Annotated in this window: 23 protein-coding genes and 1 pseudogene; 15 read left to right on the forward strand and 9 right to left on the reverse strand. The window is 54.4% G+C overall.

Annotation, left to right across the window (positions count from 1 at the left end):
* The first annotated feature begins 306 nt into the window (after positions 1-306).
* Together gltB and BBD41_RS30030 are read left to right on the forward strand one after the other, a co-directional pair.
* Positions 307-4,902, forward strand: coding sequence for a glutamate synthase large subunit (gene gltB, locus BBD41_RS19525; protein ID WP_077568013.1), 4,596 nt, complete (start codon positions 307-309; stop codon positions 4,900-4,902).
* A gap of 319 nt (positions 4,903-5,221) precedes the next feature.
* Complete coding sequence (locus BBD41_RS30030) at positions 5,222-5,371, forward strand: hypothetical protein (protein ID WP_167392982.1); 150 nt, start codon at positions 5,222-5,224, stop codon at positions 5,369-5,371.
* A 134-nt stretch (positions 5,372-5,505) separates the two neighbouring features.
* Here the strand turns inward: BBD41_RS30030 and BBD41_RS19530 are convergent, their stop codons facing one another.
* Positions 5,506-5,874: a helix-turn-helix domain-containing protein gene (locus BBD41_RS19530; RefSeq protein ID WP_007132316.1), complete on the reverse strand. Its 369-nt coding sequence runs from the start codon at positions 5,872-5,874 to the stop codon at positions 5,506-5,508.
* A gap of 268 nt (positions 5,875-6,142) precedes the next feature.
* Here BBD41_RS19530 and BBD41_RS19535 point away from each other — a divergent pair, with 268 nt between their 5' ends.
* Entirely contained in the window at positions 6,143-6,505 is a 363-nt protein-coding gene (locus BBD41_RS19535) for a hypothetical protein (RefSeq protein WP_077568012.1), read from the forward strand.
* Between the two features lie 376 nt (positions 6,506-6,881).
* Positions 6,882-7,823, forward strand: a complete 942-nt coding sequence (locus tag BBD41_RS19540; protein ID WP_077568011.1) for an LCP family glycopolymer transferase — start codon at positions 6,882-6,884, stop codon at positions 7,821-7,823.
* Positions 7,824-8,010: 187 nt separating this feature from the next.
* Here the strand turns inward: BBD41_RS19540 and BBD41_RS19545 are convergent.
* Positions 8,011-8,202 (reverse strand): annotated as a pseudogene (locus BBD41_RS19545) (helix-turn-helix domain-containing protein); the annotation flags it as partial.
* A 580-nt stretch (positions 8,203-8,782) separates the two neighbouring features.
* Between BBD41_RS19545 and BBD41_RS19550 the strand changes: the two are divergent.
* Together BBD41_RS19550 and BBD41_RS19555 are read left to right on the forward strand one after the other, a co-directional pair.
* The gene (locus BBD41_RS19550; protein ID WP_077568010.1) at positions 8,783-9,700 is read left to right on the forward strand and encodes an ABC transporter ATP-binding protein; all 918 of its coding nucleotides are present in this window, start codon (positions 8,783-8,785) and stop codon (positions 9,698-9,700) included.
* The gene (locus BBD41_RS19555; RefSeq protein ID WP_077568009.1) at positions 9,690-10,466 is read left to right on the forward strand and encodes an ABC transporter permease; all 777 of its coding nucleotides are present in this window, start codon (positions 9,690-9,692) and stop codon (positions 10,464-10,466) included. Before BBD41_RS19550 ends, BBD41_RS19555 begins: the two co-directional genes overlap by 11 nt.
* A 257-nt stretch (positions 10,467-10,723) precedes the next feature.
* Here the strand turns inward: BBD41_RS19555 and BBD41_RS19560 are convergent, their stop codons facing one another.
* Together BBD41_RS19560 and BBD41_RS19565 are read right to left on the reverse strand one after the other, a co-directional pair.
* The gene (locus tag BBD41_RS19560; RefSeq protein ID WP_077568008.1) at positions 10,724-11,137 is read right to left on the reverse strand and encodes a bactofilin family protein; all 414 of its coding nucleotides are present in this window, start codon (positions 11,135-11,137) and stop codon (positions 10,724-10,726) included.
* A gap of 39 nt (positions 11,138-11,176) precedes the next feature.
* Positions 11,177-12,151, reverse strand: coding sequence for a M23 family metallopeptidase (locus tag BBD41_RS19565; RefSeq protein WP_077568007.1), 975 nt, complete (start codon positions 12,149-12,151; stop codon positions 11,177-11,179).
* 290 nt (positions 12,152-12,441) lie between these two features.
* Here BBD41_RS19565 and cls point away from each other — a divergent pair, with 290 nt between their 5' ends.
* Entirely contained in the window at positions 12,442-13,872 is a 1,431-nt protein-coding gene (gene cls, locus BBD41_RS19570; RefSeq protein WP_099478502.1) for a cardiolipin synthase, read from the forward strand.
* A gap of 166 nt (positions 13,873-14,038) precedes the next feature.
* Positions 14,039-14,992, forward strand: a complete 954-nt coding sequence (locus BBD41_RS19575) for a YitT family protein (protein ID WP_237086843.1) — start codon at positions 14,039-14,041, stop codon at positions 14,990-14,992.
* A gap of 130 nt (positions 14,993-15,122) precedes the next feature.
* On the opposite strand, the gene BBD41_RS19580 is transcribed toward BBD41_RS19575, so the two are convergent.
* A complete protein-coding gene (locus BBD41_RS19580; RefSeq protein WP_099478503.1) occupies positions 15,123-16,178 on the reverse strand; it encodes a serine hydrolase domain-containing protein in 1,056 nt (351 codons plus the stop codon).
* Between the two features lie 111 nt (positions 16,179-16,289).
* Positions 16,290-16,865 (reverse strand): TetR/AcrR family transcriptional regulator, encoded by a 576-nt coding sequence (locus BBD41_RS19585; RefSeq protein WP_077568003.1) that lies wholly within the window; start codon positions 16,863-16,865, stop codon positions 16,290-16,292.
* Positions 16,866-17,079: 214 nt separating this feature from the next.
* Here BBD41_RS19585 and BBD41_RS19590 point away from each other — a divergent pair, with 214 nt between their 5' ends.
* Complete coding sequence (locus BBD41_RS19590) at positions 17,080-18,228, forward strand: SPL family radical SAM protein (protein ID WP_077568002.1); 1,149 nt, start codon at positions 17,080-17,082, stop codon at positions 18,226-18,228.
* On the opposite strand, the gene ligD is transcribed toward BBD41_RS19590, so the two are convergent.
* The 3 genes from ligD to ku are packed head-to-tail and all read right to left on the reverse strand — an operon-like array spanning position 18,211 to position 20,968.
* Positions 18,211-19,128 (reverse strand): non-homologous end-joining DNA ligase, encoded by a 918-nt coding sequence (ligD, locus tag BBD41_RS19595; RefSeq protein WP_077568001.1) that lies wholly within the window; start codon positions 19,126-19,128, stop codon positions 18,211-18,213. The genes BBD41_RS19590 and ligD overlap by 18 nt on opposite strands.
* 5 nt (positions 19,129-19,133) lie before the next feature.
* A complete protein-coding gene (locus tag BBD41_RS19600; protein WP_077568000.1) occupies positions 19,134-20,039 on the reverse strand; it encodes an ATP-dependent DNA ligase in 906 nt (301 codons plus the stop codon).
* Positions 20,040-20,044: 5 nt separating this feature from the next.
* Positions 20,045-20,968, reverse strand: coding sequence for a non-homologous end joining protein Ku (gene ku / locus BBD41_RS19605; protein WP_099478504.1), 924 nt, complete (start codon positions 20,966-20,968; stop codon positions 20,045-20,047).
* A 183-nt stretch (positions 20,969-21,151) separates the two neighbouring features.
* Here ku and BBD41_RS19610 point away from each other — a divergent pair, with 183 nt between their 5' ends.
* From BBD41_RS19610 to tsaD, 6 genes are all read left to right on the forward strand, one after another.
* Positions 21,152-21,439 carry a hypothetical protein gene (locus BBD41_RS19610; RefSeq protein WP_099478505.1) on the forward strand — a complete coding sequence of 96 codons (288 nt, stop codon included), beginning with the start codon at positions 21,152-21,154 and terminating at the stop codon, positions 21,437-21,439.
* 3 nt (positions 21,440-21,442) lie between these two features.
* Entirely contained in the window at positions 21,443-21,625 is a 183-nt protein-coding gene (locus BBD41_RS19615) for an H-type small acid-soluble spore protein (protein ID WP_077567998.1), read from the forward strand.
* A 332-nt stretch (positions 21,626-21,957) separates the two neighbouring features.
* Entirely contained in the window at positions 21,958-22,419 is a 462-nt protein-coding gene (gene tsaE, locus BBD41_RS19620; RefSeq protein ID WP_077569095.1) for a tRNA (adenosine(37)-N6)-threonylcarbamoyltransferase complex ATPase subunit type 1 TsaE, read from the forward strand.
* Positions 22,416-23,204: a tRNA (adenosine(37)-N6)-threonylcarbamoyltransferase complex dimerization subunit type 1 TsaB gene (gene tsaB / locus BBD41_RS19625; protein ID WP_099478506.1), complete on the forward strand. Its 789-nt coding sequence runs from the start codon at positions 22,416-22,418 to the stop codon at positions 23,202-23,204. The genes tsaE and tsaB overlap by 4 nt, the downstream gene beginning before the upstream one ends.
* A 17-nt stretch (positions 23,205-23,221) precedes the next feature.
* Positions 23,222-23,749, forward strand: coding sequence for a ribosomal protein S18-alanine N-acetyltransferase (rimI, locus tag BBD41_RS19630; RefSeq protein WP_077567996.1), 528 nt, complete (start codon positions 23,222-23,224; stop codon positions 23,747-23,749).
* Entirely contained in the window at positions 23,746-24,789 is a 1,044-nt protein-coding gene (tsaD, locus tag BBD41_RS19635) for a tRNA (adenosine(37)-N6)-threonylcarbamoyltransferase complex transferase subunit TsaD (protein ID WP_099478507.1), read from the forward strand. Before rimI ends, tsaD begins: the two co-directional genes overlap by 4 nt.
* The last annotated feature ends 126 nt before the right edge of the window (positions 24,790-24,915 follow it).

Below are 24,915 nucleotides of genomic sequence, written 5' to 3' on the forward strand. Positions count from 1 at the left end.
GTTATATTTGCATTATTTTTTGCACTATTCTACATGATTTCAAACATCTATCCATAACGTGTTTTCTTAAAAGTAATTCTTATCATCTTCATAAAAAGTTTGAATTGCCCCCATCGTATGACGGTGATACAATAATCTGTACTAATTAATCTAACGTATCAGGTAAGGAATGACCTTTGTCCATTTTGCACTAAACTGCATCATTTCTAATCGGTGTTCTTGCTTCAGCATGGGGATCGATGCAGGGTCGTATGCTTTTAGTTCATTCAGCCGCATTTTATTCTATAACAAGAAAGGTTGCATTCTATGAAACATACCGATTTTCCCCAGAAACAGGGCCTCTATGATCCGCAGTTTGAAAAAGATGCGTGCGGTATGGGTTTCATCGCCCATATCAAGGGCAAACCATCCCATGCCATCGTCAGCAGCGCGCTGACGATGCTGGCCAACATGGAGCATCGCGGCGGTCAGGGCAGCGAGCCGAACTCCGGCGATGGCGCAGGCATTATGCTGCAAATTCCTCATGCCTTCTTCGCCGAGGAAGCGGCGAAGCTGGGCTTCGAGCTTCCTGAAGCCGGACAATACGGCGCAGGCATGCTGTTTCTGTCCCATGACCCTGAGGTTCGTGCCGCACATGAAGACCAGCTGGCCGCGATTATTGCCGAGGAAGGGCAGACGCTGCTCGGCTTCCGGGATGTCCCGACCAACGACGAGATGCTCGGCAAATCCGCAAAATCGGCGAAGCCGTATGTCCGTCAGGTATTCATCGGACGGAGCGAGGATATCTCGGATGATCTTGCTTTTGAACGCAAGCTCTACATTATTCGCCGCCGCGCCGAGCTGGCGATCCGTTACAGCGGCAAGCCCGAGGGCGACAGCTTCTACGTGTCCAGCCTCTCCTGCCGAAAAATCGTATACAAGGGCATGCTGACGACGGAGCAGGTGGGCCAGTTCTACCTCGACCTGCAGGAGGAACGCCTGGAATCGGCCATCGCGCTGATTCACTCCCGGTTCAGCACCAACACCTTCCCAAGCTGGGAGCGTGCGCATCCATACCGCTTCATGATCCATAACGGCGAGATCAACACGCTGCGCGGCAACGTGAACTGGATGCATGCCCGCCAGTCCCTGTTCGAGCACGAGCTGTTCGGCAGCGATCTGGAGAAAATCAAGCCGATTATCAACCCCGACGGGTCGGATACCGGCATGTTCGACAATACGTTTGAATTCCTGTATCTCAGCGGGCGCTCCCTGCCGCATGTGGCCATGATGATGGTTCCCGAGCCATGGAGCAACCATGAGAGCATGGATGATACGAAAAAAGCATTCTACAAATACCACAGCACCTTGATGGAGCCATGGGACGGCCCTGCGGCGATGGCCTTTACGGACGGCGTCCAGATCGGCGCTACGCTGGACCGGAACGGTCTGCGTCCGTCCCGTTATTACGTTACGAAGGATGATCTGATCATTCTCTCCTCCGAAGCGGGGGTACTGGATATTCCGGCGGAGAACGTTCTGTACAAGGACCGTCTGCGTCCGGGACGGATGCTGCTTGTAGACACCAAGGAAGGCCGCATCATCTCCGACGAGGAGGTCAAGGCGGCGATCGCGGCCGAGCTGCCGTACGGGGATTGGCTGGAGGAGCATCTGGTCGAGCTGCATGACCTTCCGGATGCGCCGGAAGCTCCGGAGCCGAAGCACGAGAACGTGCGCCAGCTTCAGCAAGCCTTCGGTTATACGTACGAGGAGCTGCGCAAGGTACTGGAGCCGATGGCGATCACTGGAGCCGAAGCCATTGCTTCCATGGGATACGATGCGCCTCTGGCGGTGTTGTCCGAGCGCCCGCAGCGCTTGTTCAACTATTTCAAGCAGATGTTCGCCCAGGTTACGAATCCGCCGATTGACGCGATCCGGGAGGAGCTGATCACCTCGACCGCTACGACGATCGGACCGGAGCGGAACCTGCTGAAGCCGGAGCCGGAAAGCTGCCGTCATATCCTTCTCGATTCGCCGGTGCTGTCCAATGAGGACTTCGCGAAGCTGCGCCATGTTCGCCGTCCCGGCTTTAAATCGATGACGATTCCGATCTTCTTCCCGGCGGCCGAAGGGGCCGAGGGTCTCCGCAGAGCGATCGATACGATGTGCGAAGCGGCGGACCGCGTCATCTCGAAGGGACATAACATTCTGATCCTGTCCGACCGCGGCGTCGACAAGGACAACGCGGCGATTCCATCGCTGCTGGCCGTCTCGGCGCTGCATCACCACCTGATCCGTCAGGGGACGCGGACCAAGGTTGCGATTTTGCTGGAATCCGGCGAGCCGCGGGAAGTGCATCACTACGCGCTCCTGCTCGGCTACGGCGTGAGCGCCGTCAATCCGTACCTCGCGTTCGAAACGCTCGACGATATGATCCGGGAGGGCATGCTTCGCGGCATTTCCCACGAGAAGGCCGTGAAGAACTATATTAAAGCGGCAAGCAAGGGCGTCGTGAAGGTTCTATCCAAAATGGGGATCTCCACCATCCAGTCGTACCGCGGTGCACAGATTTTCGAGGCAGTCGGCCTGAAGGAAGACTTTGTCGAGAAATACTTTACCCGCACGCCATCCCGCATCGGCGGAATCGGGCTCGAGGAAGTTGCGCTCGAGGCGCTGGCCCATCATGAGCGGGCCTTTTCCGATAAGGACGGCAATGATAAAGTGCTGGATTCCGCCGGCGAATACCAGTGGCGGGCTGACGGGGAAGAGCATCTGTTCAATCCGAGAACGATCCACCTGCTGCAGCAGGCGGTACGTACGGGCGATTACGCCACGTACAAGAAGTATGCCGAGCTGGTGCAGGGCGAGAACGAAGCGCATCTGACACTTCGGGCTCTTCTGAAGCTCAAGCCCGCGGGTGCACCGGTTCCTCTGGATGAGGTGGAGTCGGCCGCGTCGATCATGCGCCGCTTCAAGACCGGCGCGATGTCGTTCGGCTCCATCAGCAAGGAAGCCCACGAGAGCCTGGCTATCGGGATGAACCGCATCGGCGGCAAGAGCAATACCGGCGAGGGCGGTGAGGATCCGGGGCGCTTCGTGCCGGATGCGAACGGCGATTCCCGCCGCAGCGCGATCAAGCAGGTAGCATCGGGCCGCTTCGGGGTAACGTCCAACTATCTGGTGAACGCGGACGAAATCCAGATCAAGATGGCTCAAGGCGCGAAGCCGGGCGAGGGAGGACAGCTCCCTGGACGTAAGGTATACCCTTGGGTAGCCGAGGTTCGCGGCTCCACGCCGGGGGTTGGCCTCATCTCCCCGCCGCCGCATCACGACATTTACTCGATCGAGGATTTGGCGGAGCTCATCTATGATTTGAAGAACGCGAACCCGCGCGCGGACATCAACGTGAAGCTGGTGTCGGAGGTGGGCGTCGGCACGATCGCCGCAGGTGTGGCGAAGGGCCGGGCGGATATCATTCTGATCAGCGGTTACGACGGCGGCACAGGCGCTTCGCCGCAGGGCTCCATTCGCCATGCCGGCATGCCGTGGGAGCTGGGGCTGGCGGAAACCCACCAGACGCTGATCATGAACAATCTGCGCGACCGCGTCGTGCTGGAGACGGACGGTAAAATGCTGAACGGGCGCGACCTCGTTGTGGCCGCGCTGCTCGGGGCCGAGGAATACGGATTCTCCACGGCGCCGCTCGTGGCGATCGGCTGTATCATGATGCGGGTATGTCAGATGGACACTTGCCCGGTCGGCGTAGCGACCCAGAATCCGGAGCTGCGCAAGAACTTTACGGGGGATCCCGAGCATGTCGCCAACTTTATGCGCTTTGTCGCTGAAGATATGCGGGAGATTATGGCGGAGCTCGGCTTCCGCACCGTAGATGAGATGATCGGGCGCACCGACTGCCTGGATGCCGTGAAAGCCGATAATCATTGGAAGAAGAAGGGCGTCGACATCTCGGCGCTGCTGTACTCACCGGAGCTTCCGGAAGGCAGCACGCGGTATCGCTCCCAGCGGCAGAACCATGGGCTTGAGCAGACGCTCGACATGCGTTCCCTTCTGGAAGCCGCCCAGCCTGCGCTGGAAAGCGGCTCTCCGGTAGAAGGCGCGTTCCCGATCACGAACGTGGATCGCGCGGTAGGCACCATTCTGGGCAGCGAGGTTACGCGCAAATACGGAGCTGCCGGATTGCCGGAGGACACGATCCGCTTCAGCTTTACCGGATCGGCTGGTCAAAGCTTCGGCGCCTTCGTGCCGAAGGGAATGACGCTGACGGTAGAAGGCGATGCCAATGACTACATCGGCAAAGGCCTGTCCGGAGGCAAGCTCATCGTGAAGCCTTCTCCGAAGGCGACCTTTAAAGCGGAGGAGAACATCATCGCCGGTAATACCGCGTTCTACGGAGCTACCGGCGGCGAAGCTTACATCCGGGGAATTGCAGGCGAACGCTTCGCGGTTCGTAACTCCGGTGCGAGCATCGTTGTAGAGGGCGTAGGCGACCACGGCTGCGAATATATGACCGGCGGCCGGGTGGTCGTGCTTGGCGAGACGGGACGCAACTTCGCGGCCGGGATGTCGGGCGGCGTCGCATACGTCTATGATCCGGATGGAACCTTCGTTCAGCGCTGCAACCTGGAGATGGTGCTGCTTGAGCGGGTGGAGGAGCCGAAGGAGAAGGACATTCTGTTCCGGATGATCCAGCAGCACTCCATCCACACGGACAGCGTGCCTGCCCAGCAAATTCTCGGGGAATGGGATGAGGCGGTTCAGCGCTTTGTTCGGGTTATTCCGAAGGATTACAAGCGCATGCTGCAGCAGATCGAGAAGGCTGAAGCCCAGGGCCTGGCGGGTGAAGCCGCGCTGCTCGCTGCGTTCGAAGCGAATATGAAAGAATTGGCTCGCTCAGGCAGCTAAAGGCCGATAAGACTTTTTTACGCATAAATTAGCTGCATTGTGTTCTTTATCAGAATACAATGCAGCTTTTTTTCATATATAAGAAAACGGTAAGGCTGCACTGCATACTCGTACATGGCGAAGGGGCGGCGAACCTCAATATTCGACAAAAATAGAAGCTTTCGCGGAGGACAATGCTTCCACCAGACGACACCATCATAAGAAAGGGTCCGGTATAATATTGGTAAGTAAGTTGTTTGTCGGTAAATCGTACATACAAGTTGAAGAGCAGTAAGGGATGGATTAGGGAATATAGTAGATAGGAGAGTCGTTTAAGAAAATGAGTATGGACAAGGAGAGAAGCTCAGGAAGCACCGAGCAGAAGCTTGACCGACTGAAGACGGATCTGGACATTCACAAGCTCATGATCCAATTAGGAATCCATCCTGAAAAATGGCTGCAGGCAAAGGAACGTCAACAAGGACAATAACACGGTCAACATATGTGAATACTGTTGCACAAAAATCCCCGGCGGAAGGATCGACAGGATCGAACCCGCCGGGGATTTCGTTGATTTGCCGCACGTACGGCAAACGGGCATGGAAGAATAAAGCCGGGAACCCCTTATTTCATGGAGCGCTCCATTCGCACAAAAGCAATGAACCGCTTGGCTTCTTCCTCCGTCAGCTTGCGACCATCGATCGTGAGATTAAAACGCTCCAGCAGATCGTCGTCGGAAAGCTCCAACTGGTCGACAAACTCACGCACCTCCGGCTCCAGGACTGCTTTTGGCAGTGCCGTTCGTCCGATGAGATAATCTATCGATACGTCAAAGAGGTCTGCAAGGCGGGTCAATGTTTCAAAATCCGGTTTGCGCCGGTTTTTTTCATAATGGGATAGTGCCGCACGAGTGATTCCGACAGAAGCAGCAAGCTCTTCCTGGGTCCATCCCCGCTGTTCGCGTAATTCAGAGATTCGTTCTCCGTAGTTCATATGCATTGATCCCCCTTTCGATGGAGTGTTTGTATCTATAGAAGCTGATTACATCGATCTGTCATCAAGATGCCTGTGACCAAAATTATGGGAAAATCGGTATTATGCGGTTGACTAGATACAATATGTATCGTATTATGTTGAGTAGTAATAGTAGATACGAATCGTATCTAAATTCGGTCAATGGGTGACATTTAGTATCATTTTATCCAGCAAGGAAACGTCCCATACCAAAAAAATCGATAAGGGATGGCGGAGATATCTTATCATGTTACACGAACGGCAGCACCAAATCACCGTTAGCATTCGTCTGCTGCGAATCGGAGAGATGACTATTCATGGGAAAAGCCACCCGGTTATCCCGTTGGAGCTGGTCCCGAATGGGCTGGTATTCCTATGTCCGTGGAAAATCCCAATACAATCTAATATTACGCTCGGTTATGTGATTGACGATCGGGTGGATCATCTTCTGTTAACAGGCTCTCTTGAGGATCGGGGGCTCTTTCAAGGTCATTATATGTACCGGTTGGAGTTCGAAGCGGACCGCGAGCAGAAAAGCCGGATCATCGGCATGCTGAACAGAATGATGCTCCATGAACTTCAGCCAAGCAAGCTAAAATTGTACAGCTAAAAAACACCAGACATCTCCGGGCGTGGCCGCTGACAAAAAAACTTATGACTTAAGACGTGATATACGAACTTCGGCTCATTGTTATTCTACTATATTTACGATGCCCGGTCATTAGTTCTTTTACCTTAAATCGGAGCGTCCTAAATGGCGAAAACATTGACGATTTAGCTCGTAATGGCATTTACGTGAACCAGGCGAACTACTCTCCCGATACCTCTTTTCAGCATGAATCATTATGGATTCAGCTATATTCCACGCAATGCTCCTCCTCATAATACGACAAAATAAGTTTCCAATCGACAATTTTTGAGCGAGGCGTTTTGTTGATGTATGTTGGTCTAATCATAGTGGTGATCTACTAGGAGGGCAGCTTCGAATGAGAATATGGAGAAAATGGTGGATATGGCTGCTCATCGTCCTCGTGGTCGTGCCTGCGGGTTATGTGACGTATGTGTACCAGTCCATCAAATCGACTGCGCATCAAATTTACGAGGAACGAGAGGAAGGATTGCCGCCGGCAGTTCCAGTGACTACGGTCGAGCAGAAGATCCGCGTCAAGCCGGATAAATTGAAAAATGCGGATCAGCCGGTCCCGTTTACGGTGCTTATGCTTGGGGTGGACGAACGACCGAATGACAGGGGCCGCTCGGATACGCTGATGCTGATGGCCGTGAACCCTGCCAAGGGCTCGATCATGATGTTCAATGTTCCAAGAGATACCCGTACGAGCATCGTCGGGCACGGCAAGGTGGATAAAATCAACCATGCTTACGCCTTCGGCGGCGTAGATATGTCCATTCGCTCGGTAGAGAACTTCCTGCAATATCCGATTGATTATTACGTTAAAGTCAATATGGAAGGCTTCTCGCAGATCATTGATTCGCTTGGCGGCGTAACGGTAAACAACCAGATGGCGTTTGATTATGCGGGCCATCATTTCGGCGAAGGCGTACTGAAGCTGAGCGGGGAGGAGGCGCTGGCCTTTTCCCGGATGCGTTTCGAAGACCCGAAGGGGGATCTGGGGAGAAACGCCAGACAGCGGGAAATTATCAAGGGAGTTCTTGATAACGCGATGAAGGTTACGACGGTGTTCAAGCTTGAAGCCCTGTTGGATGATGTCGGGGGCAGTGTCAAAACGGATATATCCTTCGATGAGATGAAACGGTTCGTCACCGATTATATGCAGAAGCTGGAGCGGATCGATCAGGTGGAGATTCAGGGGCGCGGCCAGATCATCGACGGAATATGGTACTATATTGTCGATCAGAATGAGAAGGCCCGCATTCACTCCCTGCTTAGCGATTTTATGGGGAGCTAGGGCTTGCGTCCGTAGTCTGGCGATGGTCAAGCGAAGAGGTTCATGAGGAAAAGGAGGTGCAGGTTATCTGCCTCACCGCCGTTTCCTCTTTTTTTTATTCGGCAAAATAGGAGCGCTTTCATCGGAAGCCGGATGCTGGATCCAGCCTGCCCTTTGCCTATATTCATCCTCTCTTAACCGGAAGCTATCGTCCGATAATTTTATCGATCGTGGTCTCGAATATGTCCGCAAGACGTGTCAGCGTCTCCAGATTGGGCTTTCTTCGGTTTTGTTCGTAATGGGATAGAGATGCGCGGCTAATACCGATCAACTCTGACAGCTCTTCTTGAGTCCATCCTTTCTGTTCCCGCAATTTCGCTATGCGAGATCCATATGTCATTCATATTCACCTCACTACGCTCCTCAAGGATTTAAAGAAATCAATGACTATTTCTAGGTTTGTTATGATACAAAATGTATCCTAAAATGGAGATATCGTCAATACATATTGTATCAAAGTGTCAATAATGAAACAAATTGTATCATCGAATATGCGATCAATATTTTTCTATTTTATTTGACAAAGGTCAGCATATTTTATAATATTTTTGGTGCGGATACAAAATGTATCATAGCGGCATAAGCATAACAGCTTATGAATCCCGGAAAGGAGATGACGGGATGAGCGAAGGGTTGATGTATTGTGTCAGCTGCTGCCGAATACTGCCCGTGATGGAAAGCTACACTTTGTATAGAACCGGATTTTATAAGCATAATGTCCCTGCGGGGATGTGCAAGGAATGCCAGGCGGGTTTATCGGAGGAGCGCAAATAGCATTTACGGGGTTATTGGGGAATGGATTGGACGTTGAAGCTCGGCATAAGGCCTGTTATAAGTGCGCACATTTAGTCTTTTGTTCTGGTATTGTATAATGGGCATGTTTCGAAGCGATAGGATACCAGGGCAAAGGAGAGTAGATGATGCAGCAGGAACCGCTTGTAAGGCTGCTCGGCGTGACGAAGAAGATATCGTCCAGGGTGCTGGTGGACAACGTGACCTTTGATATACCGCCGGGCCAGATCTTCGGATTTCTTGGGCCGAACGGCGCAGGCAAGACAACAACCATCCGGATGATGGTCGGACTGATGTCCATTACGGAGGGAGATATCGTGATCGGAGGCTACAGCATCCGGTCGCACTATGAGCAGGCTGCCGCATTGATTGGGGCCATCGTCGAGAACCCGGAGATGTATAAGTATCTGTCGGGGTATAACAATTTGAAGCATTTCGCCCGGATGATGCCGGGAATATCTGAAGAACGCATCCGCGAGGTGGTGGAGCTCGTGGGGCTTGAGCATCGAATCCATGACAAGGTTCAGACCTATTCCCTTGGGATGCGCCAGCGGCTGGGCGTGGCGCAGGCCCTGCTTCATCGGCCGAAGCTGCTCATCCTGGACGAGCCTACGAATGGATTGGATCCGCAGGGGATCCGCGAACTGCGCGACTACTTGCGCAGATTAACGCGGGAAGAGGGGACGACCGTGTTCGTATCCAGCCACCTGCTGTCTGAGATGGAGCTGATGTGCGATCGCGTCGGCATTATCCGGCACGGCCGCCTGATCGATATCCGGCAGCTTCGGGGTGCGGACGGCGAGCGGACGGCCGAGGAGACGGCTTTTACCGTTCATGATGCTTCATCGGCTGCCGCATTGCTTCAATCCTTCGGGGCGAAGACCGAAGGGAACAAGGTGATTGTCCGGGGCAATCCGGAGACCGTCGCGGATATCAATGCCATTCTGGTTGGAGCGGGGATTCGCGTATTTTCGATCCAGCCGGTAACCGAATCGTTGGAGGATCAGTTTTTGGAAATGACGGGAGGGGATCGCCATGTGGAGTAGCTTTCCCCGTCTGGTCGCCAACGAGAATATGAAAATCTATTTCCGCGTAAGAACCTGGATCATGCTGGCGATCCTCGTGTTTTTCAGCGCCGCGATGCCGGCGATGCTGTATGTAACGGGAGCTGCGATGGACGCATGGACCGTCTTTACATGGACGGAGAGCTTTACGCTTTACCTGAGCGCGATCTTTACCGTTGTCATTGCCGCTGACATCGTTGCCGGGGAGTTTGCGACGGGGACGATCAAGCTGCTGCTGATCCGCCCGCTCCGTCGGGGGAAAATATTGATGTCTAAATGGGTCGCCGTCCTGCTGTTCATCCTGCTCTGCGCAGTCCTGACAGCTTTAGTCGGCATCGCGCTCGCCCAGCTGTTCTTTGCGGGTGCGAGCAGCATGGGCTCCGGATCCGGAGCTTCGTCGATCTCAAGCTCATTGCTGCTGCTGCTCACCGATACGATCCAGCTGGTCATGATCGCGCTCGTTGCGTTTATGCTGTCGACGGTGTTCCGGTCGGGCAGCCTCGCCATCGGTATCTCGCTCCTGGTCTTGTTTACGAAGGATCTGTTCGGCTTTATGCTGAACCCGGATAAATACGCTTGGGCGAAATACATCCTGTTCCTTCATATCGACCTGAGCGGATATATCCAATCGCCGATCGGGCCCGGCGGGGTTTCTCTCAGCTTCTCCATCTTCATTTTGGCCGCGTACAGCCTCGTCTTTTTGCTGGTTGCCTGGTGGGCCTTCGCCAAGCGGGATGTCGCCGCCTAGATCCGCATGACGACCGAAGTTTCGTTCGGTAATCCATGTGCTGATTTATATTTAGGCAAAAAAATAAGAGCTCCTTCGGCCAAAATGAGTGACGGCTGAAAAGGGGCTCTTCTTTTGCTTGGAGGGCCTTGGAGGGGAGAAGGAACGGTAGGGCGGATCTGCCCAGCCGGCAGGCTGAACTTCCTGCCGCAAAGCCGTTTTCTCGTAGATCACCCGCAGAAAGTGTATGCCAAACCGAAGGTCGCACATCCCCCGAATCAGCCTGCTTCCGGCTGCTGCAGCGATGGTGCGGCTTCCGATTGTTCCAATGCGGCACTAGCCGCTTCCGCATGATCCATCCGGCTGGCTCCGTTCAATAATCCGCCTTCCATGATAATCAGGGATCCGGCGTAGACATCGCCGTACATCTGTCCGCTCGGGGTTATGGTCAGCTTGCCCTCGGCAATGATGTCCCCGTATACCTTCCCCGCTACAATCACCTCCTTGGCGGAGATATTGGACCGGCACGATGCGCTCTCGCCAATGGTGACGCTGCCCTGGCTTTCGATGGATCCGTTAAACCGGCCGTCGATCCGCAAATTATCCTCGGACTGCAGCACCCCCTCAAACTCGCTGCCCGGTCCGATCAAGGAATCGATAAGATGAGCTGCTTTGCGTTTCTTTTTCTTCATAATCGGTTGTCCTCCTTACCAATCAAATAAAGTTCTGGATTACTGCACATAACGCATAGGATCAACGGTCTCATCGTTTTTGACAACCTGAAAGTGCAGGTGAGGCCCTGTGCTGCGCCCGGTAGATCCCAGCTGGCCGATGATCTCTCCCTGGGCAACCTGGTCTCCGACCGATACGCTCAGCTTGTTCAGGTGCATATACCAGGTCTCCAGGCCGTTAGGGTGCTTAATCACGATGTACAGCCCTCTTGCGCCGCTGCGCTCTGCCGCGGTAACCTTGCCGCTCCCCGCTGCATAGATCGGATCGCCGACTTTGCCGGCAATATCGATTCCGGCATGATAGGCGGAGCGGCCGGTAAACGGATCGCTGCGATAGCCGAAGCTTGAGGTCAGCCGCCGCGATTCGGTCGGCCACAGCGAAGGAAGGCCTTCCCGCCGCTCCTGGGTCTCCTGGGCTTGGTCCAGCGTTCGCGGGATATGGCGCTCCAGCTGGGATAGCAGCTGCTGCATTTCCTCAAAGTCATCCCGAATGTCGCTCGCCAAATTCAGCATTTCGTTCTCGTGCACGGCAATGAATTCTCCGCCGACATGCAGCTGCCCTTCATCGGAAGCCGAGGATGTCGGCGTGCTCGATAAAGACCCGTGCTTCTCAATAAATTGCTGGAGCTGCTGCTCCAGCTGCTGAACGCGCTCCATCTGCGCTTTCGTTTCTTCGGCCTCGCCCGACAGCTGGATGATGGCTTTGTTCAAGCGCTCGATGGCCTCATCTTTGTCGCTGACGGTCACTTCCATCTTCAAGGCCTCGAGGCTCTTGAGCGTCAGCTGCTGCTCCAGATTCGAAATGGTCTGGGCCGATTGAATCTGCAGCGACACGATCAGCCCGGCGATCGACAGTACCGCGGCCGCCGGCACCGCGATCATCAGAGGCTTGGACAAATGAAACTGCTTGACGGAATGCTGGGCATCCCGGAGCACCAGCAGGGTTAAGCGTTGGTTACGGTGCGCGGTTTTCATGGCATCTCCCCTCCATTCATGTTTAGTGGTTATAGCATCCTCCGCAAGACTTGGCCAGCTCCTTATCTTCTATGTATTCTACTCTTTCGAAAAACATGTCAAAAATGAGATGGGAACCTATATTATTCAAACACGTCCGGCATTGGGTAATTGAATAAATACATTATTAATTGGTCAAAGCTGTAGTTATCTGTCTTTATTTACGCTACTTATCCAGATAGCTGCCTGACGCCAAGGATCAGCAATTTCCGTATAGAAGACCACTATTATTTTCGTTAGGAGGCTGCCGTATGGTGTGGCTTCTGCTTGTTCTCATTGTGTTTATTTTGCAAATGGGTGCCGTGCTGCTGCTTGAATTCCGCAATCCTTCCAAGACGGTTGCCTGGATGTTTATTCTGTTCTGCCTTCCGCTGCTCGGGTTCGTGATCTATTTTTTCGTTGCACAGGATTATCAGAAGCGTCTCAAGATTCGCCAAAAAGGCACCAGGCTGTTTCGGGAGATGAAGGAGCATTTCTGGGAGCGGGCGGCCGTCGTCCTGCGTAAGGAGGATATGAACAATCCCGGCTTTCATTATCATGATCGACTGTTTAATCTGTTAAAGCATCTTTCCGAAAGTCCGATCACAGGGTGCAACCAGACCCGTGTCCTGACCGATGGCAAAGAGACCTATGATGCGATGCTGAAAGCGATGGAGAAGGCCAAGGATCATATCCATGTCGAGTTTTATATTTTTAGAAACGATCGGATCGGTACGAAATTTCAGGATGTGATGATCCGCAAGGCCAAGGAAGGGGTCAAGGTTCGTCTTGTATGCGACGGGCTGGGGAGCTATAAACTGAAGAAAGCGTTCATTCGGCGGTTTAAGGAATCCGGGGTGGAGTTCTATTTTTTCCTGCCTGCCATGGTATCCATGTTCAGCCGCAGAATCAATTACAGAAACCACCGGAAGATCGTCGTGGTGGATGGTACAGTCGGATTCCTCGGCGGCATCAACGTAGGGGATGATTATCTCGGGGAATATCCGGACATGGGCTACTGGCGGGATACCCATCTGCAGGTTGAGGGAGATGCGGTCTATTTTTTGCAGAGCGTATTCCTGCACGACTGGAAGCTGGCATCCGGCGAAGCGATCTCGAATCCGGGCTTGTATCCCGAGCATCACTGTACCGGGAAGGAGCAGGTGCAGATCTTGAGCAGCGGACCGGATACGAGCTGGAATGCCATTCATGAGATGTGCTTTGGGGCCATATCGGTTGCCAAGGAGCGCATCTGGATTACATCGCCGTACTTCATTCCGGATGAAGGGCTGTATGAAGCATTGAAAACGGCGGCGGTAAGCGGCGTTGATGTGCGGATTATTATCCCGGATCATGCGGATTCACGGCTCGTCAAGCTGGCGTCGCTGTCGTACGTGGAGGAGCTGCTGGCGGCCGGAGTGTCCTTTTACGAGTATGAAAAAGGATTTATCCATGCCAAGGTGCTGATCGTTGACGAGCTCCTTGCTTCCGTAGGCACGGCGAATATGGATATGCGGAGCTTCTTCTGCAACTTCGAGCTGACGGCCGTGATGTTCGACAAGCCGCCGATCCAGCGGCTGGTATCGGATTTCAAGGAGGACCTTAGCCACAGCAGATCCATCGATCTGGAAACGTTCCATGCGAGGGGGAGATGGCAAAAGGCGGCCGAAATACTGTGCCGGATGCTGTCCCCGTTGCTATAACTCCATATCTCTTAGCGTTAAAGTCAGCTGGCGGAGGAATGACATGCATATAGAGGTTGATCTTTGAAAATGGTAGTAGCGGCTTTCATTAATATGATAGAATATTTATAGGAGTGCCGCTAATAAATATACAGTAGCCAAGGTTCATAATGAACGGGGGAGATTTATGTCAAATGATGTGAAGATTTCTGCACAGCCGCACACACAGCCGGAACCGCAGGCCGTGCCGCCGCTGAAAGCGGACCAGCAGAAGCCGGAGAATCCGAAGAGCGGATCGATTGCTTTAAAGCTTCTCCGTCGTCTGGTGTTCTTAACTTTCGGTGCAATGCTGATGGCGGTGGGACTGGAAATTTTTCTGGTGCCGAACAAGATCATTGACGGGGGAATTACCGGCATATCGATTATGGTGTCCCATATAACCGATGTCCCGCTCGGGATATTCCTGACTTTATTCAACCTTCCGTTTCTGTTTATGGGTTATAAACAGATCGGTAAAACCTTTGCTTTATCCACGTTGTACGCCGTACTGGTCATGTCGATCGGAACCTATTTTCTTCATCCTGTCGCTCCGATTACGATCGATCCGCTGCTTGCTGCCGTCTTTGGCGGAGTACTCCTTGGCGTGGGCGTCGGTCTGGTCATTCGATCAGGAGGATCGATGGACGGTACGGAAATTGTAGCGATCTTAATTACCAAGCGAACGCCGTTCTCGGTCGGGGAAATCGTGATGTTCATCAACGTATTCATTCTCGGCAGCGCGGGCTTTATCTTTGGCTGGGATCATGCCATGTACTCGTTGATTGCTTACTATCTGGCATTCAAGCTCATCGACATTACGATCGAGGGCATCGACCAGTCCAAATCGGTCTGGATTATCAGCGATAAGCATAAAGAAATCGGCGACGCGCTGACCCAGCGGCTTGGACGCGGAGTCACTTATCTTGAGGGCGAGGGTGCCTATTCCGGCGACAGCAAGAAGGTGATTTTTGTGGTCATTACCCGGCTGGAGGAAGCGAAGCTCAAGTCGATCGTGGAAGATTGGGATTCGCAGGCCTTCGTGGCGGTCGGCAATATTCATGATGTCAAGGGCGGCCGGTTTAAGAAGAAGGCGATTCATTAAACGTTATTGAACTTGAATACGTAAGGGTTCCACCTGCTCTGGTTTCTGCAAGAAGCGGGCGGAGCCCTTTTTTTGATGCCAAAAGCATACCTCTACAGGAGCACGATGAAGTTCCTGCTGCGCATTGCGGCTAAGCGGGGCTTCCCGTCTTCTTGTAGTGGCGTATGATGCGGGCGATTTTGTAGACGGCGGCCGACTGGCCGATGGCTTGGTTTACCGTTCCGGTGAAATATAGTCCCGTATCCGGGTGATGGAAGGCAAACGCGCCGGATTGGCCCCAATGGCCGATCAAGCCGTCTTTCATGTTAAGGAGGGACAACGGCTGCCGGACAATGCCTGAGCCGTAGAAGAAGGTGCCGGGTGTCCACAGGAACCTCCATTCCATGAGGTCCTTCAGATCGGTCTGCGGGAACAGATCGCCGTGGAAAAACGCGCGAAGAAAGGTCATGGTCTCACGGGCCGTGGAAACGATGCCGCCTTCCGGTGCGATGGAGGACATGTACAAGGGAATATGAAGCCGGGTTTGCCGATAGTAAAAGGAAGCGGGTCTCCCATCCAGCGGGTCCTTGTATACGTAGGTCTGGGTCAGGTTCAGCCTGTCGAAGATGTACTCCTTGAAAGCCGCCTCGATCGGCTGGCCGGTTATCGTTTCAATCAGCTTCCCTAACAGCTGATAATTGGTGTCGGAGTATTGGGCTTTCATGCCCGGCGGGAATTTCGGACGAAGCTGCCTGACGGCTTCAAGCGTCTTCTCTAGCGGCCAGGACTGGTCCTTCCCGGCGATTAAGTCGGCGAAGACGCGTCCCGAGAAATAATCGGGAAGGCCCGAGGTGTTGGACATCAGCTGCTTGATCGTAATCTCCCGGGAATAGTCGATGCTGCGATAAACGTGAATGCCCTTGATCAGCTTTTCGGGTAAGTACTCGCCGATCCGGTCATCGAGCCGCAGCCGCTGCCGTGACCGCAGCTGCAGAAGAACGGCCGTGACGTACAATTTGGTTACGCTGGCGATAAAATAAGGGGTCTCCGGCTCCATTTCCCCGCCGCTGCTGATGATCGACAGCGACCGGTCCTGATTCTCGGCGCATATGACGGCGCCGAATATGTTTCTTTTGCGCGCCATCGCCGCCATCCAGCGATCCATCAGCATTTGATCCAGCGGCGATGGTCCTGCCTTATCCTTCATTTTCATGCCTCCCTAACCATAGATTGGAATCCTTCGCCATGCAGCTTCAAAGCCTTGCTGCTTGACAATTTGGCAATCCTCAGAGTTTGCCCGAGAGAAGGGAGGGGCGGTTCAGGTTGCGTCCGATTGCCGCAAGCGTGCAGCCCGAATGAAATCCTCGGCCGCCTCATCCATCATGGCCATTACCTGCTCCTCGTCGAGACTCGTTGTAAACAAATCGTTGGCGACCATGACGGACAGGCCGGTCTGGAACGTCTGCATTTTGATTAAAAGCGCCCGAAGCTCCTCGCCGGAAAATCCCGCTAGATCGGGATCCTTCTTCATCAGCCCGACCACCTCATTAAGCTGTTGCTCATCATGCTTCATATACGGATTGTTCTTCATGATCAAATCCCGGTACAGCAGAGGGAATTCCCTGGCAAAGCGGAGGCTGGCCATTCCGATATCACGAAACGGCTGTCCGGTTCGCTGCTCGGCAATCATCTGCTTGGCTGTGTGAAGCGCGTGTTCCACCACTCGCTGCAGGAGCTCCTCGGCGTCGGCGAAATTGACGTAGATCGGGGCGATTGAGCATCCCAGGCGGTCGGCCACTTTCCGGATGGAGACGGAATCGAGCCCCTCCGCACAGGCAATGTCAAATGCGGCCAGAATGATGTCTTGCTTTGTGAATTTAGGCTTTGGTGCCATATGTATGCTCCTTGTTCAAGAATGATAACACCTGATATATAACATATGTTATTTATTGATTATAAGAGATTGTATTCCCAATTACTAGCGGAATGTTTGACAAACTGATTTGTAAATCCAGTAAATTCCGATTATAATGGGAACATGTGTTTGTTATAATAAAATCATAACATTTTCGGAATAGAACAGGTTGCGACAAGGAGGCGAAGGGGATATGGCACAAACGACTTACGAGAGCATTTCGACCAAGCAAACGCTCAACCGGGTCAAGGAAGAGCGGATGCCGTTCGACTGGTCGATCAATCCGTACAGAGGATGCGGGCATGGCTGCAGCTTCTGCTATGCGCGCGCCTTCCAGTCCTTTATCGGGATGGGGGCGGAGGATGAATTCCAGCATCATATTTTCATGAAGACCAACGCGGCGGAGGCGCTGGCGAAGCAGCTGTCCGATGCAGCCGCCAAATTCGGCCATGACATCGAAGCGATGCGGAGGTCGATCGGACAGGTGACCATCGGGACGGCTACGGATCCGTACCAGCCGATCGAGGGGAAGGCGGAGATCACGAGGGAATGCCTCAAGCTGCTGGCGAAGTACCGGATCTCAACCAGCATAACCACCCGCTCGCCGCTCGTGCTGCGCGATATGGATATCCTGACCCGGATGGAGGACGTTTCGGTCAATATCAGCCTTAATACGCTGGACGCCGATCTGATCCGCAAGCTTGAGCCGGCTTCGCCGCATCCTGCGAGCAGGTTGGAAGCCGTGTGGAGGCTGTCTTCCGCCGGAATACGGACGGGCGTATTCGCGGCTCCCGTACTGCCCTATCTTACCGATGGGGAAGAAGGGCTTCGGGAGCTTCTGTCCAGGGTGAAGGAACACGGCGCTTCGTTTGCCATGATATCGCTCTTGCGGCTGTCTCGCGACGTTAAGAAATGGTATATGGAGACGCTCAAGCTTCATTTCCCCGAGGTCGTGCAATCTTATCGGGAGCTGTACAGAGCGGGGGCTTATGCCGAAGAGCAGTATGTACGGAGCTTTAAAATGATGGCTGCCCGCCTCTTGTCGGAGTATGGACTGGAATGGATGGCGGCGAAGCGCACGGAGAATCCATCCACGGGCTATTACGATCCCGCGACGGGAGGAAAGGCCTCCGGATTGGCGGAGGGCATTGGTTCAGGCAATGTTGCAGGGGCAGGCCCGCACGCTCTATCTGGAAGTGCCGGGTATAAGGAAGGGGAGGAGCGTGACCGGGAAGCAGCCCCGTCCCTTTCCACCCGACGGCGCAAGCTGCCTGAGCCTGCGGCACCGGTCTCCGCCGAAGAGCTGAAGCCGGAGGTTGAGCAGCTATCCTTTCCGTTTTGATGCCGGCTTCCCCTTGGCATTCAGATGCCGGATGATGTCTCCGATCGGCTGCGGAGGCAGGGCCTGAAGCAGGTCGCCCTTCTCTTTAAGACGCTGCTCGATGTTCAGCAGGTGGAAATCCGACGGGGAGACATCCCGCTGAACCTCTTCCCAGGTGAGCGGCGTCGATACCGTCGCCAAGCGTCTTGCCCTGGGGGTATATGGTGCGGCAAGCGTTCTTCCGCTGTAATGCTGGAGATAATCGAAATAGATTTTGTCGCCGCGATTTTTCTTTAGCCGCTCGATGGTGAACAATTCGGGGTGTTTCTCCGTTACGTATTGACCTACGAATTGGCCGACGGAGCGCAGCTCATCGAACGTAATGCCTTCGGGAATCGGGACGATGATCTGCACCCCGGTTGCCCCCGACGTTTTCGGAACGGAGGCGATTCCAAGCGAGTGCAGCACATTGCCGACGATAGCGGTGGCTTCCATGATCCTTGGCTCCTCGGGGAGCGACGGGTCCAGGTCGATCATCCACTCGCATGGCAGAACGTCACCGGCCAGGTGGAGCGAAGGGTGGAATTCCAAGGCTGCGAGGTTGCCCAGCCATAACAGCTCGGGCAGCCCGTTCAGCATGACATAGTTGATGCCCTCGTGCACATAGGTGCTAACAAAGGGCGGGAGCGGCTCGGGCGCATTTTTTTGATAAAACGATTCCCCGTCCACGCCGTGCGGATAACGGATGGTTGTCAGCAGCCTGCCTTTGCAATAGCGGAGCAGGTAGGGAGAGATCGCCGCGAGCTTCTGCAGATAGATGGCTTTGGTAATGCCGACCTCGGGCCACAGCGGCTTGTCCGGATTGGTAATCTGAATCTCTTGACCTTCAATGGTCAGCGTTCCTTTGACGGTACGGGCCATAGCCGTTACACCCCCTCAATCGACAGCAGCTTCGGATGCCGCATCATTCCGTCCTGGCTCCACTCCAGGAAGGTAACCGTAGCGGTCAGCGGCTTGCTTAGCCAAGCGAGCTGCTCCTTCTTCAGGTCTGCGTGCAGCGTATTCCAGCCGGCACCTGCCGGATGCAGACCTGTATAGTCTAACAGCCGCTGCTTGGTCTGTTCGTTCAGTCCAAGCGATGCCCTGCCGATATAGTTGTTCTCATCGTCAGCCAGCACAAGGCTGGCTACACGGCCTTCTCTTATGATCAAGGCGACAGCCTCCGCCTGCATGGTGATGGCGATCTTTTTCTTGTACCAGTCCCGGTGCTTCTTCCCTTCACGGTAAGGGGAGGAGAGCCGTTTCATAACGATTCCTTCCCACCCGCGTTCCTCGGCCCATGCCCAGAGGCTCTCGCCTTCCAGGAACAGATCGGCCGTCAGGATTCCGGGCGTATTGGAGACGATTTCTTTCAGCCGGTGATGCCGGTCAAGATAGGGCAGCTTACGCATATCCTTATCGCCGTCGACCAGAATGTCAAACAGCACATACGTGAAATGCGGGGCGTCCGACCGAACCGATCGAGAACGTTCCCGCTGCAGTACCTTCTGGAACACCGGGCGTCCCAGCTCGGGATGAAAATAAACCACTTCACCGTCCAGGAGCAGACGATCATGCTGCAGCTTCGACAGTGCGGCAACCACCTCGGGATAGAGGGACGTCTTATCCAGCAGCTTCCGGGAATAGAGGGAGACCTTCTGGTGGTCGATGCCTGCAAGGATACGAACCCCGTCCCACTTCAATTGATAGCCCCAATCGTCGCCGGCTTCGATCTTCTCCGTGGAGATCGGCGCCATCGGCTCTTTAGGCAGCAGCTCTCGTAAATGTCCCATTTCGTTTAGGAGCCCGCTTCAGTTTTCTTGGCTTTGGCGCGGCGCTTGGGCTTCGGCGTTTCATCCGTATCGTCGCCGCTCGCTTTCGCGGCCGGCTCTTTGGCTGCCGGCTTGCGCGTTGTCTTCCGCGGCTTCGCCTTCGTTCCCGGATCGGTCCCGATCGGCTTCACCGCCTCGATGCTGGCCTGAAGTGCGGCCATAAGGTCGACAACATTGGTTTCCTGGCGGGCTGGGGCGATTTTGATTTCCTCGCCGGACACCTTGCTGTTGATGGCCTCCAGCAGACGCTCCCGGTAATCATCCGTATATTTCTCCGGGTCAAACGGCGTCGAGAGCTGATCGATGAGCAGCTTCGCCATATCCAGCTCCTTGGAATTGACCTCGGTCTTCTCCGGCAGATTGGGCACCTGCGAGATCGGACGGATTTCGTCTGGATAAAAAATCGTTTCGATTGACAGGCACTCATCCAGCACCCGAATCGCCGCCAGGCTGCTCTTGGAGCGGATGGAGATTTTGGCGATCCCGATCTTTCCGGACTCCTTCATCGCCTCCATCAGCAGGCGGTACGCGTTCGCGCCCGCTTGATCGGGCGAGAGATAGTAGGTCTTCTGGAAGTAGATCGGATCGATTTCCGTCAAATCGACGAAATCGAGAATCGTGATGTTTTTGCTGTTCTGCTCGGCCAGCTGCTCCAGCTCATCTTTTTCAAACAGCACGAACTTGCCTTTTTCATACTCATACCCCTTCGTAATTTCCTCCCAGCCGACTTCCTCTTCACAAACCGGACATTTGCGGACATAAGAGAGCGGGCTGCCGCATTCCTTGTGAATATAGCGCATGGAGATATCCTTGTCTTCCGTTGCCGAGAACATCTTTACCGGCACATGCACCAGGCCGAAACTGATGGCGCCTTTCCAAACCGTATGCATCTATGAAACCTCCTATCTGTTATTGGAATGAATCGTATGAACAGGATGTGGACGTATGATCTGCTTCTATTAGTGTGCCCAAAAAAGGATGCTCCTATGAGTCATTGCCGGTCTTTGAATAAACCCGGGGGAATCGAGGCATATTGACGGTGAACACTGCCTTAGCAAGGAGAGGGATCTTCAATGGATAAGCACAGGGAATCCGAACCGTCGGAAGAAATTCAGAAGGATCGGTCCTCGGACCGCGCTTCCGCAGAGCCGATCAGCGGAGATGTGGTGGATTGGCACAGCATTACTTCAGAGGAGAGCGACATCTCCCGGGAATCTACCATGTTTGATATTGACCGAATGATCAATGAAGGTCTTGGCGGGGGGAATGTCACGATGGACAACGGGCTGATCGGCCCTTCGACCACCGATACGATGGATCTCGTCGACGAATCGCCGAGATTCAAGAAAGAGAGGGATTAAGGAATGGATGTGCAACGCGCCGTAGAAATATTCGAATCCAAGGACACATACAAGGTGAAGCTTGAAGGCGAGCCGGTCTGGATCGAGCATGTAGATCAGCAGAACGGCATGGCTACGGTCCAGGTCGGGTCTCGCCCTACCAATACGCAGACCGTGAAGGTAGACCGGCTGGAAGAGGGCGAATAGCCTTTAGCCTGGCCGCCATAATGTGAATGAAGATACACCTTAATCGGTGGTGTTGTGTTTTATTCAGCACCACTTGGTTTAAGGTGTATTTTAATTGGCGGCTAAGGCCGCCTACGGAGTTTTCTGCAAAACAAGCGAAAGATCCTCCGTCATATGGTCAGTGTTCGCTTCCAGCCAGCCGCTCGTTTTAGCTTTATTTGGGAGAGCGTGACTTTCCTTGCAGGGGGAAGGGAGGACCGATATAATGAAGATCAAGCATTTTATAAGGTTGGATTATTTCAATAAAGGTGGGTTAAATCGTGAATAAAGGCCGTACGGATGGCCGGTTTCAAATGATTTCAAGCGCTCTGGAGGAGACGGAGCAGCTTGCCGCCTGGCTGGCAGAACATGCGCAGCCCGGGACGGTGATCGGTCTGGACGGGGATCTTGGAGCGGGGAAAACGGCATTTTCCCAGTATTTCGCAAAGCATCTCGGCGTAGCCGGGGTGGTGAACAGCCCGACGTTTACGATTATTAAAGAATATAACGGGCGGCTGCCGCTCTATCATATGGATGTGTACCGGCTGTCCATCGATGAAGCGGACGAGCTGGGTCTGGATGAATACTTTTACGGTGACGGCGTCTGCCTTGTGGAATGGAGCAGCCTGATCACGGAGCTGATGCCGGAGCAGTATCTCCATCTTTCGATTGCCATGACGGATGAAGGAGACCGGTTGATGACGCTGACCCCTCGGGGGAAGCTATACGGCGATTGGTGCCGGGACTTGAATGAAAAATGGGGTAAACAGGAATGAACAACAACGACACGAAGCCGCAGAAGCGGTTTTTGGCGCTGGATACGTCCACGTCTTCGCTGGCGGTGTCCGTGATGGATCACGATCAGCTGTTAACGGAAATCAACACGAGCGCGGAGCGGAACCATTCGGTGTATCTGCATCCGGTCATGGCGCAGGCCTTGGAACAAGCCGGCATCGGTATGGATGATATCAACGGCATTGCCGTCGGAATCGGCCCGGGCTCCTATACCGGAATCCGGATTGCGGTAACGGCCGCGAAGACGCTGGCCTGGGCGAACGGGGTTCCAATCGTCGGCATTTCGAGCCTGCAGGCGCTCGCTTGGGGCGGGCTTCAGGCTGGCAGGGCTCAGCATGAAGCAGCAGCAGGGAATCATTGGGTTATTCCCCTGCTCGATGCGAGACGAGGTCAGGTATATACGGCTCTGTTTGCTGCAGAAGCAGCAGGCTCGAAGGCACCTGAGCGGCTTGCGGCCGACGGCATCCGTCTGATGGAAGCCTGGGTGGATGAGCTGAATGAGCGGCTCGCCCGACTCTCTGAGCCGGAGCGGCCGTCCGCGGTGTATGTTGTAGGCGAGACGGATATTCACGCCGAGGCGGCCCGCCGTTTGTCGACCAGGTTCGGCGATCACCTGCAGCTGGTGCCTTATGCGCTCGAAGGGCGCTGGCTTGGCTATCTGGGAGCGGCTCGTCTGTTGGCCGGGGATTCGGCTGATCCGCATACGCTGATACCGAATTACACACAGCTTTCCGAAGCGGAAGCCAATTTGCTGCGCAGGCGGTGAAGTCAGGAGGGACGTTCATGGAGCAAGAGTGGAAGCCGGATGCGCAGAAGGAAGGAGCGCTGTCCTTCCGGCTGATGACGCTAGAGGATATTCCGGATGTTCTTGCGGTGGAGCACGAGGCTTTTTCGGTGCCCTGGACGGAAGAAGCATTTCGCAATGAGTTGAAGCTGAATCATTTTGCACATTATATGGTAATGGAATACGAAGGACGCTTAATCGGTTATGCAGGGATGTGGACCATTGTCGACGAAGCCCACGTGACCAATATCGCAGTGCTCGAAGCCTATCGCGGACGGAAGTGGGGGGAACGGCTGCTCAGCGAGCTGATGAAAACGGCGGCATTTATGGGAATGGAGAAAATGACGCTGGAGGTCCGTATATCCAACCACGTCGCTCAGCGCTTATATATAAAAAAAGGCTTTAAGCCCGCCGGCGTGCGCAAGGGCTATTATTCGGACAATCAGGAGGACGCGCTGATTATGTGGGCGGATCTGCCTCCCTATCGGGGGGACGAAGGCATGGAAGGAAGTCATAAACAGTCATGATAGATGAAAGAATAGATCGGGAGCACAGCTGTATCTTGGCTATTGAAACGAGCTGTGACGAAACCTCGGTTGCGGTCGTGAGGGATGGGTACGAGGTGCTCTCGAGCGTCATTGCAAGCCAGATCGAAACACACAAAGCTTTTGGCGGCGTAGTGCCCGAAGTGGCCTCAAGGAAGCATGTCGAGAGCATCACGATGATCATTGAACAGGCGGTGGAAGAGGCCGGAATCGAGATGAAGGACATATCGGCCGTCGCGGTCACCCAGGGTCCCGGCCTGGTCGGGGCGCTGCTGGTCGGTGTTATGGCAGCGAAGAGCCTGGCTTTTGCGCTGGGCAAGCCGCTTATCGGCACGCATCATATAGCCGGGCATATTTATGCCAACCGGTTCGTTGGGGACATTGAGTACCCCAGCATGGCTCTGGTCGTATCCGGCGGTCACACGGAGCTTGTTCTTATGAAGGAGGAGGGAAGCTTCGAGCTGATCGGCAGGACGCGGGACGATGCGGTCGGCGAGGCGTACGACAAGGTTGCGCGAGCTCTCGGCTTCCCATACCCCGGCGGGCCCCATGTGGATCGAATGGCGCTGGAGGCGCTGGAGTCCATCGAATTGCCGCGGGTCTGGCTGGAACCGGACAGCTACGACTTCAGCTTCAGCGGGTTGAAGTCGGCCGTATTGAATGTTGTCAACCAGAGTAAAATGCGCGGCGAGGACGTCCGGATCGAAGCCATTGCCCGCGGCTTCCAGGAGTCCGTGGTGGAAGTGCTCGTTGAGAAGGCGGTTCGTGCCGTCAAGGAGTATGGTGCGAAGCAGCTTCTCTTATGCGGCGGCGTTGCAGCCAACAGGGGTCTTCGCAGCGCGTTGACCGAGCGTTGTCAGGCCGAAGGCATCCGGCTGACGATACCGCCGTTCCAATATTGCACGGACAATGGCGCGATGATCGCAGCGGCGGCTCATTTAAAGTGGAAGCAGGGCAGCTTTACGCCGCTGGACATGAAGGCCGATCCGCAATTGCCGTTGGAGGAGTGGGCAAGGCTTTAAGCCGTCCACGGTCCTGTTCGGCGGGAGGGAAAGCAACCAACATGAACTATAGAGCCTTTCGTCTCTGTTAAAAGGGACGGCAGGCTCTTTTGCTATGATTCGGAATTGCTTGTGAACTTGTCGTCG

This window comes from Paenibacillus ihbetae, assembly GCF_002741055.1.
Classification (GTDB): Bacteria; Bacillota; Bacilli; order Paenibacillales; family Paenibacillaceae; genus Paenibacillus_AQ; species Paenibacillus_AQ ihbetae.